This is a genomic window from Sinomonas susongensis (genome assembly GCF_005877005.1).
GTDB lineage: Bacteria > Actinomycetota > Actinomycetes > Actinomycetales > Micrococcaceae > Sinomonas > Sinomonas susongensis.
This window is the reverse complement of record NZ_SSNH01000016.1, coordinates 30,200-50,333: the sequence shown is the minus strand read 5'-3', so window position 1 is coordinate 50,333 and position 20,134 is coordinate 30,200. Positions and strand designations below refer to the sequence as shown.

At 66.8% G+C, this 20,134-nt stretch carries 18 protein-coding genes; 10 read left to right on the top strand and 8 right to left on the bottom strand.

Annotation, left to right across the window (positions count from 1 at the left end; translation table 11 throughout):
- Positions 1 to 5: 5 nt before the first annotated feature.
- From E6A21_RS16595 to E6A21_RS16580, 4 genes are all read right to left on the bottom strand, one after another.
- On the bottom strand, positions 6 to 806 hold the full coding sequence (locus E6A21_RS16595) for a motility protein A (RefSeq protein WP_138445274.1): 801 nt from the start codon (positions 804 to 806) through the stop codon (positions 6 to 8).
- Between the two features lie 9 nt (positions 807 to 815).
- Entirely contained in the window at positions 816 to 1,106 is a 291-nt protein-coding gene (locus E6A21_RS16590) for a flagellar FlbD family protein (protein ID WP_138445273.1), read from the bottom strand.
- Positions 1,107 to 1,220: 114 nt separating this feature from the next.
- Positions 1,221 to 1,463, bottom strand: a complete 243-nt coding sequence (locus tag E6A21_RS16585) for a hypothetical protein (protein ID WP_138445272.1) — start codon at positions 1,461 to 1,463, stop codon at positions 1,221 to 1,223.
- Positions 1,460 to 2,929: a glycosyltransferase family 2 protein gene (locus tag E6A21_RS16580; protein ID WP_138445271.1), complete on the bottom strand. Its 1,470-nt coding sequence runs from the start codon at positions 2,927 to 2,929 to the stop codon at positions 1,460 to 1,462. The genes E6A21_RS16585 and E6A21_RS16580 overlap by 4 nt, the downstream gene beginning before the upstream one ends.
- Positions 2,930 to 2,998: 69 nt before the next feature.
- Here E6A21_RS16580 and E6A21_RS16575 point away from each other — a divergent pair, with 69 nt between their 5' ends.
- The 4 genes from E6A21_RS16575 (at position 2,999) to E6A21_RS16560 (ending at position 8,030) form a co-directional block, all read left to right on the top strand.
- On the top strand, positions 2,999 to 4,138 hold the full coding sequence (locus E6A21_RS16575; RefSeq protein WP_171041448.1) for a GGDEF domain-containing protein: 1,140 nt from the start codon (positions 2,999 to 3,001) through the stop codon (positions 4,136 to 4,138).
- Complete coding sequence (locus E6A21_RS16570; RefSeq protein ID WP_138445269.1) at positions 4,078 to 4,692, top strand: EAL domain-containing protein; 615 nt, start codon at positions 4,078 to 4,080, stop codon at positions 4,690 to 4,692. The genes E6A21_RS16575 and E6A21_RS16570 overlap by 61 nt, the downstream gene beginning before the upstream one ends.
- Before the next feature lie 84 nt (positions 4,693 to 4,776).
- Positions 4,777 to 6,069: a putative bifunctional diguanylate cyclase/phosphodiesterase gene (locus tag E6A21_RS16565; protein ID WP_138445268.1), complete on the top strand. Its 1,293-nt coding sequence runs from the start codon at positions 4,777 to 4,779 to the stop codon at positions 6,067 to 6,069.
- A 74-nt stretch (positions 6,070 to 6,143) separates the two neighbouring features.
- Positions 6,144 to 8,030, top strand: a complete 1,887-nt coding sequence (locus E6A21_RS16560; protein WP_212745968.1) for a transketolase — start codon at positions 6,144 to 6,146, stop codon at positions 8,028 to 8,030.
- A gap of 25 nt (positions 8,031 to 8,055) precedes the next feature.
- Here E6A21_RS16560 and E6A21_RS16555 read toward each other — a convergent pair whose 3' ends face one another.
- The gene (locus E6A21_RS16555; protein ID WP_138445267.1) at positions 8,056 to 8,937 is read right to left on the bottom strand and encodes an SDR family oxidoreductase; all 882 of its coding nucleotides are present in this window, start codon (positions 8,935 to 8,937) and stop codon (positions 8,056 to 8,058) included.
- Between the two features lie 86 nt (positions 8,938 to 9,023).
- Between E6A21_RS16555 and E6A21_RS16550 the strand changes: the two genes are divergently transcribed.
- Positions 9,024 to 9,593, top strand: coding sequence for a TetR family transcriptional regulator (locus E6A21_RS16550; RefSeq protein ID WP_138445266.1), 570 nt, complete (start codon positions 9,024 to 9,026; stop codon positions 9,591 to 9,593).
- A gap of 20 nt (positions 9,594 to 9,613) precedes the next feature.
- Here E6A21_RS16550 and E6A21_RS16545 read toward each other — a convergent pair whose 3' ends face one another.
- Positions 9,614 to 9,925, bottom strand: coding sequence for a sigma-70 family RNA polymerase sigma factor (locus E6A21_RS16545; protein ID WP_138445265.1), 312 nt, complete (start codon positions 9,923 to 9,925; stop codon positions 9,614 to 9,616).
- 772 nt (positions 9,926 to 10,697) lie between these two features.
- Here E6A21_RS16545 and E6A21_RS16540 point away from each other — a divergent pair.
- Positions 10,698 to 12,767, top strand: a complete 2,070-nt coding sequence (locus E6A21_RS16540) for an MDR family MFS transporter (RefSeq protein WP_138445264.1) — start codon at positions 10,698 to 10,700, stop codon at positions 12,765 to 12,767.
- Positions 12,768 to 12,832: 65 nt separating this feature from the next.
- Positions 12,833 to 13,429 carry a TetR/AcrR family transcriptional regulator gene (locus E6A21_RS16535; protein ID WP_171041447.1) on the top strand — a complete coding sequence of 199 codons (597 nt, stop codon included), beginning with the start codon at positions 12,833 to 12,835 and terminating at the stop codon, positions 13,427 to 13,429.
- Here the strand turns inward: E6A21_RS16535 and E6A21_RS16530 are convergent.
- On the bottom strand, positions 13,392 to 14,090 hold the full coding sequence (locus tag E6A21_RS16530; RefSeq protein ID WP_138445294.1) for a TetR/AcrR family transcriptional regulator: 699 nt from the start codon (positions 14,088 to 14,090) through the stop codon (positions 13,392 to 13,394). The two genes, E6A21_RS16535 and E6A21_RS16530, sit on opposite strands and share 38 nt — an antisense overlap.
- 197 nt (positions 14,091 to 14,287) lie before the next feature.
- On the opposite strand from E6A21_RS16530, the gene E6A21_RS16525 reads away from it, so the two are divergent.
- Positions 14,288 to 15,028, top strand: coding sequence for a sigma-70 family RNA polymerase sigma factor (locus E6A21_RS16525; protein WP_138445262.1), 741 nt, complete (start codon positions 14,288 to 14,290; stop codon positions 15,026 to 15,028).
- Between the two features lie 64 nt (positions 15,029 to 15,092).
- Positions 15,093 to 15,395 (top strand): YciI family protein, encoded by a 303-nt coding sequence (locus E6A21_RS16520; protein ID WP_138445261.1) that lies wholly within the window; start codon positions 15,093 to 15,095, stop codon positions 15,393 to 15,395.
- Between the two features lie 721 nt (positions 15,396 to 16,116).
- Here E6A21_RS16520 and E6A21_RS16515 read toward each other — a convergent pair.
- Complete coding sequence (locus tag E6A21_RS16515; protein ID WP_138445260.1) at positions 16,117 to 17,892, bottom strand: ATP-binding protein; 1,776 nt, start codon at positions 17,890 to 17,892, stop codon at positions 16,117 to 16,119.
- A 728-nt stretch (positions 17,893 to 18,620) separates the two neighbouring features.
- Here E6A21_RS16515 and E6A21_RS16510 point away from each other — a divergent pair.
- Positions 18,621 to 20,111: an AAA family ATPase gene (locus tag E6A21_RS16510; RefSeq protein WP_138445259.1), complete on the top strand. Its 1,491-nt coding sequence runs from the start codon at positions 18,621 to 18,623 to the stop codon at positions 20,109 to 20,111.
- The last annotated feature ends 23 nt before the right edge of the window (positions 20,112 to 20,134 follow it).

Below are 20,134 nucleotides of genomic sequence, written 5' to 3'. Positions count from 1 at the left end.
CCCCCTCACGCCGCGGCCCTCACGTTCTCCTTCGCGTCCGCCTTCCCCTTGCCCTTGAAATGGTGGTCGGGGACCATCGCCCGGAGGCGGTCGGCGAGCAGCATCGGCTGGGCGCCTTCCTGCACCGCGAGAACGCCCTCCATGATGAGCGTCATCCGCTCGATCTCGAGTTCCGAGAGCCGCGTGATGCGGGAGGAGAAGGGCAGCCAGATGAAGTTGGCCGAGAGCAGGCCCCAGAGTGTCGCCACGAACGCACTCGCGATCATCGGGCCGAGGCTCGTCGGGTCCGAGAGGTTCTCGAGGACGTGGGTGAGCGAGACGACGGTGCCGATGATGCCGATCGTCGGGGCGTAGCCGCCGAGGGCCGCGAAGAACCGGGCGTTCGCGTGGTCGGCCCGCGAGCGCGTGCCGATCTCGTCCTCCATCATGACGCGGAGCTCCTCGCCGTCGGTGCCGTCCGCGACGTTCTGGAGTGCCCGTGCGAGGAACGGGTCGGTGGCATCTGTCGCCTCGGCTTCGAGCGAGAGGAGTCCCTCCGCACGGGCCTTCTCCGCAAGCCCGATGATCCGGTCGATGCTCTCCTGTGGTTTGGGAGCCTTGCCGAGGAGCGCTTTGGGCATGGCCTTGAACGCCTGCAGCGTGTCCTTGAGCGTGTTCCCTGCGAGGCCGACGGCGAGCGTTGCGCCGAACACGAGGATCATGGGCGGCGGCAGAAGGAGCGCCGAGACGCTCGCCCCCTCCATGGTCACGATCGCGACCACGGAGCCGAAGGCCAAGACCAGGCCGATGATGATTGAGGGATCCATGGGGCCTTCCTAGTGCTGTCCAGGCCGCAGGGGTGTGGCGGTCGAGGGGCCCGTCGCGCCGTCAGGAGGGGGCACGAGGCTCAGGTGCTGGCCTTCGACGGCGGGCAGGCCGCGGGCCGTCGCGAGAATGGTCGCGCGGTACCTCGCGACGAGGTCGATGACCTCGGCCAAGCTCTCCTGGACCACGTAGGTCGTCCCGCCGACCATCACGAGCGTGGTGTCGGGATTCTCCTGGACACGCTCGAGGAGGTCGGGGTTGACCGCGAAGCGGGACCCGTTGAGGCGGGTGACGACGATCATGTGGCCGTTTCTGGTGGGGCGGGTGGTGCAGTAGCGCTTTCCCCATCCCCTATCGGCCGGGACGGCCCCCCGGTAAGAGCTTCAAGGGAGCCCGGCCGGCGCACACGCGAACCGTCAGAGCGGCCCGTCGGGGTAGATGCTGCGGGTCTCCGAGCGCCGGTAGCGGCGGCGGAACGGGATCCGCACGCGCGGCAGCACCTTGAGGATCGAGAGCGCAACATACAGGAGCGTGTTGATCGCCACGAACGTCATGAGGACGTTGAACGTGTTCGTCTCGAGGATCGACTGCGGAAGGAGGACACCGAGCGGTGCTGTCACGCCCTGGGCGAGGGGCAGCTGCACGGGAGCAGTGATCATGCGATCTTCGCCTTCTCGTCTGTCGCCGTCGCGCGGGCGGCCGAGCCGGTCCCCTTGGCGAGGTGCTTCCACGTGGCCTGCCGCCCGCGGGTGATGTCCAGGATGCCCTTGACGTAGACGATGTTGAGGAACATGTCGAAGAGAAGTTCGGGCAGGATCGTCGCCGCGAGCAGGCGAGCGGCCCAGCCGCCCTTCCAGACGGTCACGACGCGCTCGACGATGAACAGCGATCCGAGTCCGATCCAGAACGGGAACCATACCCAGGAGTCCACGGCGAGGATCATGAGCGCGAACAGCACGAGGTACGCACCGAGCGCGATCACGCTGTAGCCGATCCCGACCTGCTGGGCCCAGTACCGGAGTGTCTGGGGCGTGACGCCGTACGCGCCGAGGTTCTCGAGTGCGCCGCGCTGCCACCGGAGCCGCTGCGCCCAGAGCATGCGCCACGTGGGCATGAGCTCGGTCGAGACGGTGCACTGCGACGGCGAGACCGTGAGGCCGCCGAGGGATTTGATAGCGAGCGTGAGCTCGTTGTCCTCCGTGAGGGCGGCGGTGTCGTAGACGTCGCCGTTGCGGCCGGGAAGCTGGACGCCCCGGCTCTCGGCCACGGCGCGCAGCGCGGCGGGACGGAAGACGGACGCCGTGCCGGTCAGCACGAAGACGCGCCCGCGCCGCCGCTGGATCTCCCTGCTGTACCGCGCGTACTCGTTGCGCTGGAACTGGCCGATGAGGCCGTGGCCGGGCTCCCCATAGAAGAGGCCGCCGACCGCCATGAGCGCACGATCGTCGGTGAAGTGACGCGATGCCTCGGCGAGGAAGCCGTCGTCGAGCGTGGTGTCGGCGTCCATGATCATGACGACGTCGTTGTCGCCCTGGGTGGGAAGCACCTCGCGGAGAGCCTGGTTCAGGGCCCCACCCTTCTTCGCAGTGTTGCCGGAAGTCTCGAAGACCTCCACGCCCGCGCTCCTCGCGACGTCGACCGTTCCGTCGGTGCAGTTGTCGGCGACGACGATGATGCGTTCAGGCGGCCGGTTCTGGGCGAGCAGCGATGCCAGGGTCGCCGGCAGCGACGCCTCTTCGTTGTGCGCCGGGATGAGGACCGTGAACGTCATGTGGCCTGCGAAGACCCCGCGGGTCGCAGCCATGATGGTCTTGGGCGCGATCGGGCGCGTCCTGACGTGGGCGGGAGTGCGCCGGGTGCGGTTCGCTATGAGGCGCTCCGTGAAGGCCACGGCGGCGCCGAGGAGGACGGCGACGGCGATCGCGGCGACGACGACGCGGGTGTCCGGCGCGTGGGCGTCGTACAGTATGGTCCAGGCTCCCGCGAGGGTGAGCTGAACGGGCGCCCAGAGGGTGGGTGGCTCGCTCGCGGCGACCCCCCACCAGAGGAGGGCGGCGGCGAGAGCCACGGCGGCCAGGATGAGAAGGCCGACGACGCGCTGGAACCATGGAGTGCGCACCACCATAATCTACCAGCGCGTAGCATTGAAGATGTACATGTCCAATTATCCGCCCAGTGGCAGGAGAGACGATACGTGGGCGCTGATCCCAGCGTTCCGAGCTGGCGAGCTACGCTCGAGAAGCGTCCTCCCGTCGATTGCATCGGGGAGCTCGGCGTACCGATCCCGGTCGTTCCGGCCGATGCCCCCGTCCAGTTCGTGGACGAGCTGTTCCGCCACGACCGGGGCCTCCGCGCGGTAGCCGTCTCGCGCTCCGAGGGAACTTGGGCGCTGCTCGCGCGGAGCCAAGTCGACTACCAGCTCTCGGGGCGCCTAGGCTACGGCCGGGCACTGAACGCGCGGAGCACCGTGGAGAAGCTCCTGCCGGAGTCCCAGCTCGTCGTGCAGGCCGACATCGGCCTCGATGCCGCAGCCGACCTCGCCCTCGCGCGCCCCGAGGCCGTCCGATACGACGACTTCCTGCTCGTGGACCAGGACGGCCCGCGCGCCGTCGCCGTATCCCGCGTCTTCGAAGAGCTCTCAGCGACGCTCCGCTACGCCGCCTGGCACGATGCGCTCACGGGTCTGCCGAACCGGCGCTGGCTCTCGGAGCAGGGGCCCTCGCTCCTGCAGATGTCCGATCCCGAGCGAACGGCCATCCTCTACGTCGACCTCGACAACTTCAAGACCGTCAACGACACCCACGGCCACGACGCGGGCAACGACATCCTGGTCCAGTTCAGCGAACGGCTGAAGGCCTCGCTGCGAACGAGTGACGTCGCGGTCCGGCTCGGCGGCGACGAGTTCATCGCCCTCCTGAGCGACATCTCCGAAGCCGACGCACAGAAGGTCGGCCAGAGGGTCCTCGACGCGATCCTCGAGCCGATGCCCTTCGGCGACCAGTCCCTCCAGCTCTCGGCCACCATCGGCTTGGCGATGGCGAAGGAGATCGACGACGACGACGAGCTCGGCCCACTCAACGCACTCCTGCGGCACGCGGACGGAGCCATGCTCGCCGGGAAGCAGCAGGGCAAGCAGCGCGTCCAGCGCCTCAATCGCCACGAGAGCGACCCCTTCGCGCGGCTCGCGCAGATCCGACGGCGCCTCGCCGAGGCGATCGAGGCCGACGCGTTCGACGTCTCCTTCGAACCGGTGCTCGACTTGGCCAGCGGCTCCTGCTCGAGCCTCCAGGCCCAGCTCAGCTGGGACGCCCCCGAGCTCGGCGCCCGAGCCTGATCGCGGTCAACGTCTCCCCCGCGTGGCTCTCAACCGGAAGCCTCGCGAAAGACGTCCTCGAGGCCCTCGAACGCCATGGCCTTCCCGGAACGTCCCTCCAGCTCTGCTTCGGCGGACGTGTCGCACTCGTGGACCCGGAGCATGCCGCTGCGCAGCTCAGGGAACTGCGCAGTGCGGGCGTCGCGATCGCCCTCGACTGCTACGGGAGCGAGCACGCCACGATGACGCTCCTCCGCAGCCTGCCCTTCAGCGTGCTCAACGCGGCCTCGTCGCTCACGGCCCGGATCGACGTCGATCCGACGGACGCCGTCATCCTGGGCGGCGTCGTCAACATGGGCCACGCCCTCGGAATGGCCGTGTGCGCGCCCGGGATCGAACGCCCGGGCCAGCTCGAGGTGCTCCGGGAGCTCGGCTGCGACAGGGCCCAGGGCACCCTCATCACGGACTCGCTCAACGTTTCCTTCACGCCGCTCACCCCCACGGACGGGCCCCAGACCCCTCTCGACACCGCCAGCGTTTGCATCGCTGGCGAGGACGCACCTAACGTGTCATAGCGGGTTGCCGGATTTGTGCGGCCTGTCGCGTGTCCCCGACAGCGTCGACCGTCGACTCAGCAAGTGAACGGAGAGAAGAGCGCCATGCCTCCGCTCGTCTGGCAGGACCGATCGCGCGAGGTGCTGCATGCTCTCGCCTCCGCCGTGGACGCGATCGGGCCCGGGCGCGAACCTCCGGCCATGCTGCTGGTGAGCCTCGACTCATTCAACTGGGTCACCTACAACCTCGGCCTCGGCGAAGGGGACCGGATCGTCGCCGAGGTCCTCCGCACACTTTCCGAGGCTGTAGGCCAGCGCGGTCTGGCCGCCCAACTCGACCGCGACGAGTTCGCCGTCCTCCTCGAGAACGCGACGGTCGCCGAAGCGCGGCGGCTCGCCGGAGCCATCCAGCGCGGGGTGCGCGGCATCGACGCCGGCCGCTCCGGCCCCATCCTGAGCGTGAGCATCGGGGTGCGGGGGGCCGAAGCCGGGCAGCCTGCCAACGAGATCATCCGTGAGGCGGGCGTCGCGCTCGACGCGGCGAAGGCCGAGGGCCGTGGGCTCATCAAGGTCTTCGAGCCCTTCATGCTCCACGCGCTCCAGATCCACCGGACGATCGTCACCGACCTCGCCGACGCGATCCGCGAGGGCAGGATCGGCGTTGTCTACCAGCCGATCGTCGACCTGCATTCGGGCCGCATCGAAGGCGTCGAAGTCCTCTCCCGGTGGACCCACCCGGCTCTTGGCCCCGTCCGCCCAGACGAGTTCATCCCCCTCGCCGAAAGCCTCGGCGTCGCCGGGGAGCTCGACCGGCATGTCCTGCGAAGGGCGCTTGCACAGCTCAAGGTCTGGCAGGAAAGCCTCGACCTGCCCGACGACTTCACGGTGAGCGTCAACATCACGCCCGCCGAACTGCAGCATTTCGAGTTCATCGAGCAGGTCCGGCACGCACTCGACGACGCGGGGGTCCAGCCGAAGAACCTGACCCTCGAGCTCACCGAGGCTTCGTTCGTCGCGGGCGACGACGTCGACGCCTACTCGCTCCACGGACTCCGAAGGCTCGGCGTGGGGCTCGACATCGACGACTTCGGGACCGGTTACTCCTCGATCAGCTACCTGCGTCGCCTTCCCGTCACCCGCGCGAAGATCGACCGCTCGCTCCTCGGGGATCTCGTCGAGGACGTGGGGCAGCGGAGGTTCCTCAACGCCGTCGTCAACCTCGTCGCGGCGTGCGGCCTGACGACCGTCATCGAAGGAATCGAGACGGCGGAGCAGGCCCAGATCCTGAGGCGCCTCGGGGCCACATCGGGCCAGGGCTACTACTTCAGCCGCCCTATCCCGGGCGAGGCCATGACCCAGCTCCTCGTCTCGGGGCTGCCCCCCGACCTGCTCGTCTGATCGGCGGCCCTTGCTTGCCGCGGCGGCCTGGAGGGTAATGGTCCTACCGGTATCGTCGAGAACGCAAAGGTCGCATGATGACAGAGACACTCACGAAGCCCGACCTCGAGACCGTCGCCGAAGTAGCCGCACAATTGCGCGTCGACTCCGTGCGTTCCAGCACGAGCGCTGGGTCCGGCCACCCGACGTCGTCCATGTCCGCCGCGGACCTGCTGGCCGTGCTCGTCAGCCGGCACCTCAGGTACGACTGGGACAATCCTGACGACGCCCGGAACGATCATCTGGTCTTCTCGAAGGGCCATGCCTCGCCGCTCGTGTACTCGGTCTTCCGGGCAGTCGGCGTCGTCTCGGAGGACGAGCTGCTCAACGGCTACCGCCGCTTCGGCGAGCGGCTCGAAGGCCATCCGACCCCCATCCTGCCGTGGGTCGACGTCGCCACAGGCTCGCTCGGGCAGGGCCTGCCCGACGGGGTCGGCATTGCCCTCGCCGGCAAGTACCTCGACAAGCTCCCGTACCGGGTGTGGGTGCTGTGCGGCGACAGCGAATTCGCGGAGGGCTCGATCTGGGAGGCCCTCGACAAGGCCTCGCACTACAAACTCTCGAACCTCGTCGCGATCGTCGACGTGAATCGCCTCGGCCAGCGCGGGGAAACCGACCTCGGCTGGGACACCGCCGCCTACGCGCGCCGCGCCGAGTCGTTCGGGGCGCGCGTCCTCGTGATCGACGGGCATGACCTCGCCGCGATCGACGAGGCGCTCACGACGGCGGAGGACACCTCGGGCGAGCAGCCCACCGTCATCATCGCGAAGACGGTCAAGGGCAAGGGCTTCTCCGAAGTCGAGGACAGCCCCGACTGGCATGGCAAACCGTTCCCCGAGGACATGGCCGAGAGGGCCATCAAGGAGCTCGGGGGCGAACGGGACGTACGGGTGCGGGGTCCCGTTCCCGAGGGCAGCGGCGGGGAAGGCGGCGTGGCGTCCGCCCGCGGGCAGGCAGGGAAGGCAGAGCTGCCGCAGTTCGACGTCGGCGAGAAGGTTGCGACGCGCAAGGCCTATGGCCAGGCCCTCGCCGCACTGGGGGCCGCAAACCCGGCTGTCGTCGCGCTCGATGCCGAGGTGAGCAACTCGACGTACGCCAACCAGTTCGCCCACGAGATCCCCGACCGCTACTTCGAGATGTACATCGCCGAGCAGCAGCTCATCGCCGCCGCGACGGGCATCAGCGTGCGCGGCTACACGGCGTTCGCCTCGACCTTTGCTGCGTTCCTCACCCGCGCCTACGACTTCATCCGCATGGGGGCGATCTCGAAGGCGGACCTGAGGCTCGTCGGCTCCCACGCCGGGATCGAGATCGGCGCGGACGGCCCCTCCCAGATGGCGCTCGAGGACCTCTCCATGATGCGCTCCGTGCACGGCTCGACCGTCCTGTACCCGAGCGACGCGACCAGCACGGCGGCGCTGGTGGAGCGCATGGCCGAGACGAGCGGCATCAGCTACCTTCGGACGACGCGCGGTGCCTACCCGGTGCTCTACGGGGCGGACGAGGACTTCGCCGTCGGCGGCTCGAAGACGCTCAAGGAGGGCGACGACGTCACCCTGGTCGGTGCTGGCGTCACGCTGCACGAGTGCCTCAAGGCCGCGGAGGCGCTGGAGAAGGACGGCATCCACGCCAGGGTCATCGACTGCTACTCGCTGAAGCCGATCGACGAGGGCGCCCTGCAGGCCGCCTGCGACGCGACCGGGGGTCGATTCGTCATCGTGGAGGACCATCATCCCGAGGGCGGCCTCGGCTCCGCCGTCGTCGAGGGTCTCCTCTCCCGCCGTCGCACGAGCCTCGAGGTCGAGCACCTTGCCGTGCGGGGCATGCCTGGCTCCGGCACCGGCGAGGAGCTCATGGCCTGGGCCCGGATCGATGCAGATGCGATCGCCGAAGCTGCACGGAGGCTCGTGGGCCGCAGCTGATGTCCGGGCCCTCGCCTGCACGGGCTCACGCGAAATAGTGGCCCTTGGCGAGGTCTTCGAGCAGTCCGGGCTGGACCGGCTCCCACGGGAGCACGTTTCGGGTGAGCGCGTTCGAGGCGGGCTGGTCCTGGGCTAGGATCCGGCCCAGGAAGCCGAACTGCTCGGCGGGGACGGACGCCGTCGGAAGCTCCAGACGGCGTCCGATCTCGGCGGCGATGTCACGGATCGCCACGCCCTCGTCCCCCACGGCGTGGAGGACCGACCCCGCTGGAGCCTGTTCCACGGCGAGTCGGAACAGGTGGGCCGCGTCGAGCACGTGGACGGCCGGCCAGCGGTTGGACCCGTCTCCGACGTAGCCCGCGACCCCCCGCTCACGGGCGATCGCGACGAGGCGGGCCACGAAACCGTGCGCGTCGCCTGCCCCGTGAACCGTCCGGGGAAGCCGCACGACGACGGGCCGCACGCCTCGCTCCGACATCCCCAGGAGCGCCCGGGCGTTGTTCTCCCGGCCCGCTGCGGGTGAGTCTGCGGCATTAGTGTCGCGTTCGGTGGCAGCCCGACCTGGGACCACAGGGGTTCCGGAGGCAATGACGAGCGGCCGGCCGGAGCCTTCGAGCGCGGCTCCGAGCGCCTCGATCGCGTTTGCGTCGGCCTGTACCGCAGCAGCGAAGTCAGAGAAGTCATGGATGAACGCGAGGTGTATGACGCCGTCGGAGGCCTCGGCGCCCGCGCGGAGGGCCCCGAGGTCGGACAGCTCGCCGCGAAGGGCTTGCCCGCCCAGTCGTTCAATGGTGGCGGCCGACTCCTCCGACCTCGCAAGGCCGACCACCTCGTGTCCGGCGCCGACAAGCTCGGGCACCACGTTCGAGCCGATCCACCCCGACGCTCCTGTGACGAAAACGCGCATGACGTCCCTCCCATTCGATCTGATGTCAGTTGCTGCCATCAGTGTAGGGCGGATGTCAGGCGCTGTCATCACCTATGATCTAGTACATGGGTCGATGGGAGCCGAACGCGAGAGGACGCCTTGCGCAGGCGGCTCTCGCGCTCTACGTCGAGCAGGGCTTCGACGAGACGACCGTCGCGCAGATCGCGGGAAAGGCGGGGCTGAGCGAGCGGACCTTCTTCCGTCATTTCCAGGACAAGCGCGAGGTCCTCTTCTACGGCACCGAGCACGCTCAGGAACTGCTGAAGAAGGCAGTCGCGGGGGCACCGCCGTCGGCCACTCCCATGAGCGCAGTCGGAACGGCGCTCGAGGCGGTGGGCGCGATGCTCGAGGAGGACCCCGAACGGGTCCGGCTGCGGGACGCCGTCGTCTCCTCGAAGGCGGAGCTGAGGGAGCGCGAGCTCATCAAGCTCGCAGCCTTCGCCGCGGCGGTGGCCGAGGCGCTGCGCGAGCGCGGGGTGCGTGAACCGGCCGCGAGCCTCGCGGCTGAGCAAGGCGTCGCCATCTTCAAGGTCGCCTTCACGCTCTGGGTCCGCGGCCGTGGGCAGAGCCTGGTGGAGATCCTCCGCCAGTCCATGCGCGACGCGAAGGCCGTCATCGCCGACCGGAGCCGCTGAGCGTCAGTCGCCTCGGAAGGTCAGACCGTGGACGCCGAAGGGACCTGGCTGGCCGCTTCCACCTGGGCCGCCTCCCCCTCCAGCCGGAGGGCCTCGGCGACTTCTTCGATCGATGGCTCGCGGCCCAGCATCTGCACGAGAGCCTCGCGGAGGCCGAGCGCCTGCATCCGGATCTCGTCCAAGCTCCGCGGCGGGCAGGTTGCCCACGCGCGGTCGCGATAGCGTTCGACGGCGAACCGCCCGGCTGCGGCCGCGTAGACGACCGTCTCGGGCGACGCGCCGACCGGCGGGTCGCCTCCGAGGGCCTCGGGGCAGTATCCGCTCTCGTCCATGGCTGGCTCCTCTCGGCGGGGGCTGGAGCCTCGCACTCGCAACGCTAGGGGTAGACAGACCGTTCTGTCCAGATCCTGCGTCCACCTCGGAGGAAAGCGGAACGGACCCGGCGAGCCGCGCCCGCTGGGTCCGTTCTGCCGGTTCACGAATGGGGGACCGGCGAATCCCCTGCCTGTCAGTTGGCCGGTTCGAGGGCGTCGGCCCAACCCGAACTTCGCGTCCAGCGCGAGGGCGGCGCCGTGGCTGGCCCCACGAGCATTGCCTCGTCGCCATGCGGCCCCTTGAAGCGGTCTTGCCTGATAATGCACTCCGCGAGCGTTCTGGCCGAGGAGAGATCCCTCGCCATGAAGCTGATTTCCGGAGCCGGTGACTTCCCAGGCGCGGAGCCTGCAGAGCGCAGAACTGTCAAGTGAAACTCTGGCACGTCCGAGTACCTCCTTCTTCCCCGAATGTTTACCCACCGTTCTCCAAGCGAATCAAGCAGCCCCCCTGGATCGCCGGCAGAAGCAGTCGCCATGCGACGGCGAGCCGCGAGAAGGCGGCCCGGGGAGAGAGATGCGTGGGAGCGGCGAGCGCGGGTAGTGGGTGCAGGTCCAAGGCCCGAGTGGAGTCTTCGTTGCAGAGTGTGTAAACTTGCAGGGTCTGCAAGTTTGAGGCGCATTCGCGACGCCTCGCTTAGTCCCCTTTGAGAGATTCGGATTGCCCTCCATGTCCAATGCAGCAGCCAGCCCCGGCTCAAGCACCGGTAGCGCCGCTCACCCCAACCCGGTGATGACGCACCGTCAGATCCTCCTCGTCATCTACGGCCTGATGGCCGGGATGTTCCTCTCCTCGCTGGACCAGACGATTGTCGGCACCGCGATCCGCACCATCGGAGACGATCTGCACGGCCTCGACCAGCAGGCGTGGGTGACGACGGCCTACCTCATCACGTCGACCATCGCCACGCCGATCTACGGCAAGCTCTCCGACCTGTTCGGGCGGCGCCCGCTCTACATCTTCGGCCTCGCCGTCTTCATCCTCGGCTCGATGATGTCGTCCTTCTCGACCTCGATGATCATGCTCGCGGCCTTCCGCGCGTTCCAGGGCATCGGCGCGGGCGCCCTCATGTCGCTTCCGCTCGCAATCATGGGCGACATCCTCGCCCCGCGCGAACGCGCCAAGTACCAGGGCTACTTCCTGGCCGTCTTCGCCGTTTCCTCCGTGGTCGGCCCGCTCATCGGCGGCCTCTTCTCCGGCGCGAGCCAGATCCTCTTCATCTCCGGCTGGCGCTGGGTCTTCCTAGTGAACGTGCCGATCGGCCTCATCGCGCTCGGCATGGTGCTCGCATTCCTGCATCTGCCGAAGTTCCACGACCGGTCCACGGCACGCATCGACTGGTGGGGCGCCACCGCCGTCATCGCGACGCTCGTCCCGCTGCTCCTCGTCGCGGAGCAGGGCCGCGGCTGGGGCTGGACCTCCGCCGCCTCGATCACGTGCTACGTCATCGGTTTCGTCGGCCTCGTCTCGTTCATCTTCGTCGAGCGGGCCATGGGGACCAATGCCATCATTCCGCTCCGCCTGTTCCACTCGGGCACGTTCTCGATGGCGACCGTCCTCGGCTTCCTCGTCGGCTTCGCGATGTTCGGCGCCATGCTGACGCTGCCGCTGTACCTTCAGCTCGTGACCGGCCTGACTCCTACGGAATCCGGCTTCGCCACGCTTCCCATGGTCGGCGGCCTCATGATCGCGTCGATCATCTCCGGCCAGATCGTCTCGCGGACGGGAAGGTACCGCATCTTCCCGATCACGGGCACGCTCGTCACCGCGGGCGGCTACCTCGTGCTGACGTTCATGTCGATCGACAAGCCGCTGTGGTTCCTCATGATCGCGATGTTCCTCATCGGCCTCGGCCTCGGCCAGCTCATGCAGTCGCTCACGCTCGCGTCCCAGAACTCGGTGCCGCCGCAGGACATGGGCGTCGCCACGAGCTCGGCAACGTTCTTCCGCCAGATCGGCGGCACCCTCGGAACGGCCGTCCTGCTCTCGGTCCTGTTCGCCCTCATGCCCAACAACATCACGACCGCGATGTCGAACAAGGCTGATCTGACGAATGCCCTCGATGCGGCCCTCACGCCGTCCGTCGCGAGCGACCCCTCGAACGCCGGAGTGATGCAGCAGCTCTGGAACCCGATCGTGACGCCCATCAAGACCCAGATGCAGTCCGGGCTCGACCAGGGCACCGCCGCGGCCAAGCAGGCGGCTGACCAGGCCGTCACCCAGAAGGTGACCGCGGCTGTGCAGCAGCAGGTGTCCGCCGGCGTCGTTCCTGCCGCCGCAGCGCCGTCGATCATCGACCAGCAGGTCGCCGCGGCCAAGCCGGCCGCGGAGCAGCAGGCGCTGACTATGGCAGCTCAGAAGGCGGGCGTCTCCGTCGTCGACGGCCACCTGGCGGTGGACTTCTCGAACCAGGCCCAGCGCACCGCGGTCGTCGACAAGGTGGTGCCGACGATGATCAGCCAGCTCCAGAACGCGAAGCAGTCGCAGTCCTCCAACTCGTCGACCACGTCGGACACGTCCTTCCTCAAGGGGGCTGACGCTCGCCTGACGCGGCCGTTCATGGTGGGCTTCAACTCATCGGCTGTGAGCATCTACTGGGTCGGACTCGGAGTGATCCTGCTCGCGTTCGTCCTCAGCTGGTTCTTCAAGGTCCCGCCGCTGCGCCAGCGCTCTGCCCTTCAGGAGCAGGCCGACAAGCAGCAGTCGGCCGAGGATCTCGAGGTGTACGTCGGCGCTGCCGCGGCCGAGACGGGCGCGCAGGCTGCGCCAGCAACCGGAACCATCCGCGTCCACCGTCCGTAGTCTCTCGCCGGGGTCCCGCGCTCAGCGCGGGGCCCCGGCACCCGTCGCACTTCTCAGGAATTCCCGTGACAACGAACCCGTCCCTCGACGACAAGCAGTGCTCGCTCCGCGAGCGCAAGAAGCAGAGGACGTGGCACGCCATCCATGACGCAGCCTTCGATCTCGTGACGCAACGCGGACTCGCGCACGTCACGATCGCCGACATCTGCGCGAGTGCCACGATCTCCGAGCGGACGTTCTTCAACTACTTCCCCTCGAAGGCCGCCGCCGCGCTCGGCCTGCCCGCGACCGCCATTGCCGAGGATGACGAACGCCGTTTCCTCGAGGGCCGGGGGCCCTTGCTGGACGACCTGTGCGAGCTCATCGCAAGCGTCTCGAGCGGACATGACAATCTCCCCCGCGTGCGGGAGCTCATCCGGCTCGAGCCGGACCTGCTTGCCGCCCTCCATCAGTGGACGTCAGGTCTACGCAAGCAGGTCATCCAACTTGCAGAGAAGCGGACCTCAGAGCCCGTCCGGGCCCACCTCGCCGTAGCGCTCGTTTTCGCAGCGCTGTTCCTGCACGCGGACAGCGGCTACACCAACAGGCCCGGAAAGGCCAGGGCGAGCGCGGCAGACCTACGGGCTACCGTGTCCCGGCTCGGCGAACTCGCTGCGGAGTAACCGTCCGCTGCTGCTTCCTCGGGTGGGTCGATGCGAGGTTCTCGTTGATCTCGTCCGGATCCTTCCACGCCGTGAAATGGCGTGGGGCCGGAGAGGGCTTCTTCTCGTGGTGCTCCTCGATGAGGAGCCGTGCCATCGTGAGGGCACGTGCGGCGGCCTGCGTGTCGCCTTCGGAGTCGGCCACCATCGCACCCTTGATGAGGATGTGGCACGACCAGGCGAACCCCTCGGGGTCCGAGAGGCCGGCGGCTGCCGCGAGGTCCGCGAGCTGCTCCCGCGTGCGCGTGAGGTACTCGATGCTCGCCTGGCCCAGCGGGTGGTCCGGACCCATCTCAATCATGACGTGCAGGAAGGCACTGGCCTCCGCCGTCCCGTGCCTGAACCAGTCGTTGAGGACTCCGAAGACGGCCAGCACGGCCTCGTCGGTGCTCTCAATCCCCTTGGTCGCTGCTTCGATCGCGGCACTCCGCGCGGTGAACCAGCGGTCCAGATAGGCGAGGACAAGGGCGTCCTTGGACGGGAAATGGCGGTAGAAAGTGGCCTTGGCCACACCTGACCGCGAGATGATCTCGTCCACTCCAACGTCTCGGATGCCGCGATGAGCGAACAGCTCATACGACGTATCCAGAATCTTGTCGCGCGCACCGGGCCGGAGACTCACGGTCGCGCGAGTCTCAACTCGGGCTTCCACGAAGTTGATCTTAACGCGTGCAGACAGCCCTTTCTGTCTTTCTCAGATCCTCCGTTACCAATTTGTAATCCTCCGATGTGGACAGACCGGTCTGTTCACTTGTAATAATCGAGAACAAGACAGACTTGTCTGTCTCATGGACGGATAGGCACGAGAAGGGCACGGCGATGACTGATCTCTATGATCTAGCAGCAGACGAACCCGTCGAGCTGCAGTCCACAGCGGACGAGCGCGGCGAGGAAGACTTGGCCCTCAAGTACCTAGGCGTGGCGGACGCGCTGGCGAACCGGCACCGGTACCCCGGACACGATCCGGAGGACCTGCGCCAGGTCGCGCGGCTGGGCCTCATGGTGGCCATCCGCCGCTACCGTGAGGGCGCTGGGCAGGGCTTCGTCCCCTACGCGGTGCCCACGATTACGGGAACCATCAAGCGCTACATCCGTGACCACTCGTGGGCCGTCCGGCCCCCGCGCTCGGTCCAGGAGCTTCGTCTCGACGTCAATGCAGCGAGGCGGCAGCTCATCCAGGAGCTGGGACGCGAACCGAGCGCTGCCGAGCTCGCTGAGGTGGCCGGCGTCCCGGAGGAGAAGATCGCCGAAGCCCAGCTCGCCGACGCCGCCATGGTCGGCGTTTCGATCGAACCGCCGAGCGCCGAGGATTCGCGGCCCGATCCGGCCGCGCGGGCACTCTCCGTCGTCGAACCCGGCTTCGAGGAAGTCGAGTCCCACCAGCTCCTCGCCGCCGCCCTCGAGGGCGTCACCGAAGAAGAGCGCCGCCTGCTCCACCTGCGCTTCGTCGAGGAGATGAGCCAGAGCGAAATCGCCGAGATCCTTGGCGTAAGCCAGATGCAGGTCTCACGGCTCCTCAAGCGCCTCCTCGACCGCATGCGCCGGAAGGTGGCTGCCTGAGGGGCCTTCGCACGGCTGCTGGGGAGGCGTACGGTTAGCCACACCAGCGGCCGGAAGGACAGCAATGTCGCGCTTCCTCATCACCTACCATGGCATGCCCTACCCGCAGACCGACGTCATCACCGCAACTCGGAATACGCTCCGGAAGTGGGCTGAGAGATCGCTCGGCGAAGCCCTCGTCGATTTCGGGGCCCCGGTTCTCCTCGGCGGCCAGATAGCCTCGAGCCAGCCCGTGGACGCCGTGGAGATCGACGGCTACACGATCATCGACGCACCCTCCCTGGCCGAGGCTCGGAGCCTGCTCTCCGACCACCCCTACATCGCCCTCGGCGGGACGATCCAGATCAACGAATGCCTCGAGCTGTGATCGCGCGCCCGGGGCAGAAGCAGTCGACGACGGCGGAAGCTGCCTTCCGCCGTCGTCCGCGCCCGGGTCGGGATTACTGCTTCTGGAGCGAAGGTGGGGTGTCTCCTCTTGTTTCATAAGAAACAGCCGTCTCCTCGGAATGAATCAATTCAATTCGTCATAGTCGGCGAGACTGTCTCCTCTGGGAAGAGGGTGCGAGTTCGAAGTCGGGTGCATCCCGCCGAGGGGTGGGGGCCGCCTAGATTTTGCGGGCCTTCTAGGGCGACGGTCGGTTGAGTGGTTGGGCAGACGCGGGCGTTCATCGCCGATCGGGACCAGTTATCCGCGAACTTCTCGCCTGAACACCCGGAAAGTCCTTTCTCGCTCCCATCGCGACCCGTGTCTACTCTGGTGCTGTGCGGTCTCTGACGCTGCGGGACCTGAGCGAACACGACAGGGGCACTTCACGCCGTGTTCGTTGCGGCGCCACCGGAATGGGGCTTCGCGAAGGACCAGCTAGCGGGGCGAGGGCGATGAGAGCCTGGTTGCGCCGTTGTACTGCGCTCCTGGCGGTCGCGAAGGAGCAGAGCCCGGTGTGAGGCGAGAGGCTCCACGCGAAGTTCGTAGTGTTGACGCCGTGTGTGGCCGCGCTGCCCCAAGTGGAGTAGTTCCTCTCGCTCGAGCCCCGGGGCTTAGGGAATTCCAGCGTGTTCCGCTCTTGCCGCTGACCCTTCTGGCTAGACTAGACGTCGAAATCGAGAGTGGCCTGTTGCTGGTTCCCGTATGTCTGTATCGTCCTGCGGTATTGCACATTCTTGCTCTGGGGGCTGGCTGCTCCAGTGAATTCCACGTAGCCCTCGTCCCTCAGAATGCGCAGCCAGCGTCGGACCACTTGGTCGCCTAGTCCTGTTCGCTCCACCAGAGCGGCCCGGGACAGTGTCTCATCCGGTTGGAATGCGGCGAGGATCTCGTCGCGGCGGTCCGCGGGCGGTAGGCGCTCACCTTTGGGGAGCGCGACGTTGGCGTCATGGAGCCGGGGCGCCAGACGGTAAGTCGCCCCGCGGCCCTTGCCGTCTTGCTCGGTCAACTCGCGTGCTACGAGGTCCTGCAGTTCCTGGGTGGCAACACGAGAGTCGACGGCCGCGATCTCCCGATAATGCCCGTTGTCCAGTGCGTCGCCATCTCGCAGGTGGGCCAGGGCAAGGATCTGCGACTCCGTCAGACCGGGCTCGTTCAGGGAGGCGATCCACTCCACGAGGTCCGAGTTCAAAAGGCTGTGGTTGGGGAAGGTCACGGAGAAGGAGGAGACGTTGTCGCGGAAGATCGGGGTGGACATCCCGGCGGCGCGCAGGGCGCTGATCATCGTCCGGATCCCAGATCCTCGGTTTTCGCAGACGGTCCTGTCCTCGCCGGGGATCTGGACATCTTCGAGCATTCGGAGGAGAGCGGCGTTGCGGGAGGAGGACAGCGGGTCGGTCCCGAGAGCGTTGACATGCACGGGACCGAAGAGGCCCCCCGGGTTGCGGATCTCCAGACGGTCCGGGTACATCTCCACCTGCACCTGAGTGCCATGGCTCTCAGGAGAGAGGTCCCTGTGGACGAGTGCGTTGACTATTGCTTCCCGGAGCGCGGGCTCGGGGTAGTCCCAGAGGTCTCGCCTCCCGGCGCCGGAAACGACCGCCCTGCGGCTCATGTTGCGGCGGATTACCTTGAGGGCCTCCGTGACCATTTCAGGGATGGGTCCCTCGATCGAGACGTTGTCAAGGAACCGGGTGCCTTCGGGTTCCGGCCCCTCGACTGTCGGGTAGCTGACGAAGGTGAGCATGAGCTGGGGATACCGCTGCTGCGGGAACCGCCCGAGGGCCAGGAGCCCGGCGAGGCTTGGAACTAGCTTCCCGTTCGCTTCCACCAGAACGTTGGAGAGCCGAAGGACCTCCTTGGATTCCAGGCTTCCGAACACGTTGGGACGCAGAGTGCGCAGACGGTTCACGTAGACGCTCACCCCTTCCGGCCTCAGGTCCTCGATGTTCGAACCGTCTGCTGGGGCTACGTCGTCGCGGGGCTGGCCCTGATTGGCGAGCATGAGCTGGATCTCGTAGCTGGTCATCTTCTGATCCGCGTCGTTGACGCGGATATAGCTGCCGCGGTTCATGCCGACGGAACGGATGTAGCATGGTTTGGAGCGACGGTCGGCTTCCGGGATCTCCGCCACGATGATCGGCTTGCCTTCGAGTTCGGCAACCTTGATGTCCGCCCGGAGGGGAGGCTCCATCTCGGCGCAGGCGGAAGCCAGGTCGGCGGCCATTTTCCCAGGATCGGCAATGTCGACCACTGTGAAGCCGGACTGCTCGTCCAGGCCGAGCAGCAGAAGGCCGCCGTGAGTGTTGGCGAACGCCGAAAGGGTCTCCCTGACGCTCTTGGGCAGGCCGCCGTCGGCTCTCTTGGCCTCGACGTCTTCGAGATCGCTGCCCACTCGCCTGAGGGTGAAAGCCACCTCGCGCAGTTCTTCGACGTCCAATGCCGCTCCTGTGATTCATCCGGGAGGGCTGGAGGGCGGTCAGGTGCCTGTCCTCGTGCTGGTCTCCCACCCATGATCATGTTTATCGCGAGATGATCATGATCATAGCGACATGATCATGATGACGCACGCCAGAGACCAGTGACGGCAGGGCCCGAGCACCAGGCGCTAAGGAGCGCGGTCAGTCCCAGACCCCAAGCGGCCGGGGCGGGGGTCGCGGATCCCCAGCCCGTGCACGACGGTACGCCAGCCGGCGACTGCGCCGGCAGGGGTCTGGGGAATGAGAGGCGTCGACGAGGAGGGCGGCCTGAAATCCCGGCTGCCTGGGACGCGCTCTTACCGCAGGATGTCAGATCTTCAGTGACCTGAACTGTGTTGTTGCCTGGGCGCGGCGCATGGCTCGGTCAACCTCAACGAGGCCAGGACCACGGGGACGCCTTGTCTGTGACTCTGATGTTGCCGTTGTCGTACGTTCAAGGGGCATTCCATCGTGCTGGGTAAACGCACCTCGGGCTATCCCGAGCCCTCGGACGAGGCCGGACGGTGCTGAGTGGCACGTTGTCCGGCCGGCTTACGGGCATACGCAATGGGTCCCCCTGTGGAGCCCGGAATCCCATTCCGTCACGGCAGCGACAGCCTCGAAGGGCAGGAAGTCACGCGCGAGCCGAGCTCACGGACCACATATGGTTAGTTTCTAGACGAAATTTTCACGCCAGGGAGTAGCTTCAATGACCTCAACGCGACCTTTTCGACTCCTCCGCGCCGAGTTGTGGGATCAAGAGGCCGTAGACGTCGAGGTCGATGTCGACGTCGCACCGCCGGCAGGCAAAGGCTCTTGGACAACGCTCGTCACGGGTCGGAACGGATCTGGGAAGTCACGGCTTCTTTCAGCAATCGCAGGGGCTTTCGATGCGCTAGACGGCAGACATATTCGCAATAGGCAGCCGATCGCACTGGAGTATCTACTCGGTGAGCGGGAGTGCGCCTTCCGAGCGTCAGGCACGAAGGTCGCGGCGTTCATCGATGGTAGGCCTGCGGCGGCGGAGGAGTTGCCTCGCCCGGGCGCCGTGGTCGCCGCGACTGCAAGCGCATTCGACAAGTTCCACTTGCCTCGAGAGGCGCGATTGCTTGATGCCAACGTAACCGAGTCGAGCTATCGATACCTGGGATTGAAGGATGGGCGAGGGCGTGTATCCGCCCGCGCAGGCGTCTTCAGGGCACTAGAGCAACTGTTCGACGCCAGCGACGAGGAGCTATACCGTCGCCAACGAGTCGCAGATGTCTTCCGATATCTCGGCTACAGCCCGACCGTGGAGGTCACCTACGCCTGGACTTATCGCGGAAAGGACCTCGCGAGGGAAGCTGGGACCGATTCGACACGTGCAGTCGGGCGCTATCTTGAGGATGCAAAAAGTCGAGGGATTGGTGCCGTCCGAGCCGCGATCCCTAAATATTTCTTTGAGGACGATCGGGCTGCGGGGGAACTCGCGGCATCTATTGATTTATTGCGAGGGTTTAGCGACGGTCGCAAGGTGCGATTGGTGGCCGACTACAGGAGGCAGAACTCTGGGGTCGAAGACCAGTTGCGAATGGCGAGGCAGCTCACGCGCGCAGGAATCATCCAGATGGTGGAGGTGACTCTGCGGCAAGAGACTTCGGGTCGCCGCGTTGAGATCACCGACGCCAGCTCCGGCGAACTGTCCTTGGTCGTAACGCTACTCGGCCTCGCTTCATCGATCGAGGATGGCAGCCTGATACTCATCGACGAGCCTGAGATCAGCCTCCATCCACAATGGCAGTCTGAGTACCTCGGTCGACTGACGGAAGCATTTTCAGCTTTTCGAGGCTGCCATTTCATGATTGCCACGCACTCTCCAACACTCGTGGCTGGCGCGGGTCATGAGCTGACAAATATTGTCGATCTTGAAAAGCCGGCCGCAGGTACGAGTGAACCATCGTCCGGTCGATCGGTCGATGAAGTGCTGTTCAGCACCTTTGGGGTCGTAACGAAAAATAGTCTGCACCTCAGAGATCTCCTAGTAACCGCCTTGCGGGGTGCCGAGGACGGCGAACTCGCCCTGGCCAAGTACGACGAAGAAATGGCCGCACTGCAAGAAGCCCGACCCGAACTGCCTGTGGACGACCCGACTGGCAAAGTCATCGACAGCCTTGTCCGCATGCGACGCCAACTCGCCCAGAAGAGCATGCCGTGGTCTTGAACCCAGTCGTGTACTGCGAATCG

Coding starts and splice junctions, on each gene's coding strand:
- E6A21_RS16585 (WP_138445272.1), bottom strand. CDS start 1,463: ATGATCACTGCTCCCGTGCAGCTGCCCCTCGCCCAGGGCGTGACAGCA.
- E6A21_RS16540 (WP_138445264.1), top strand. CDS start 10,698: ATGACGCACCGTCAGATCCTCCTCGTCATCTACGGCCTGATGGCCGGG.
- E6A21_RS16550 (WP_138445266.1), top strand. CDS start 9,024: ATGGGTCGATGGGAGCCGAACGCGAGAGGACGCCTTGCGCAGGCGGCT.
- E6A21_RS16510 (WP_138445259.1), top strand. CDS start 18,621: ATGACCTCAACGCGACCTTTTCGACTCCTCCGCGCCGAGTTGTGGGAT.
- E6A21_RS16555 (WP_138445267.1), bottom strand. CDS start 8,937: ATGCGCGTTTTCGTCACAGGAGCGTCGGGGTGGATCGGCTCGAACGTG.
- E6A21_RS16545 (WP_138445265.1), bottom strand. CDS start 9,925: ATGGACGAGAGCGGATACTGCCCCGAGGCCCTCGGAGGCGACCCGCCG.
- E6A21_RS16580 (WP_138445271.1), bottom strand. CDS start 2,929: ATGGTGGTGCGCACTCCATGGTTCCAGCGCGTCGTCGGCCTTCTCATC.
- E6A21_RS16525 (WP_138445262.1), top strand. CDS start 14,288: ATGACTGATCTCTATGATCTAGCAGCAGACGAACCCGTCGAGCTGCAG.
- E6A21_RS16595 (WP_138445274.1), bottom strand. CDS start 806: ATGGATCCCTCAATCATCATCGGCCTGGTCTTGGCCTTCGGCTCCGTG.
- E6A21_RS16565 (WP_138445268.1), top strand. CDS start 4,777: ATGCCTCCGCTCGTCTGGCAGGACCGATCGCGCGAGGTGCTGCATGCT.
- E6A21_RS16560 (WP_212745968.1), top strand. CDS start 6,144: ATGATGACAGAGACACTCACGAAGCCCGACCTCGAGACCGTCGCCGAA.
- E6A21_RS16520 (WP_138445261.1), top strand. CDS start 15,093: ATGTCGCGCTTCCTCATCACCTACCATGGCATGCCCTACCCGCAGACC.
- E6A21_RS16590 (WP_138445273.1), bottom strand. CDS start 1,106: ATGATCGTCGTCACCCGCCTCAACGGGTCCCGCTTCGCGGTCAACCCC.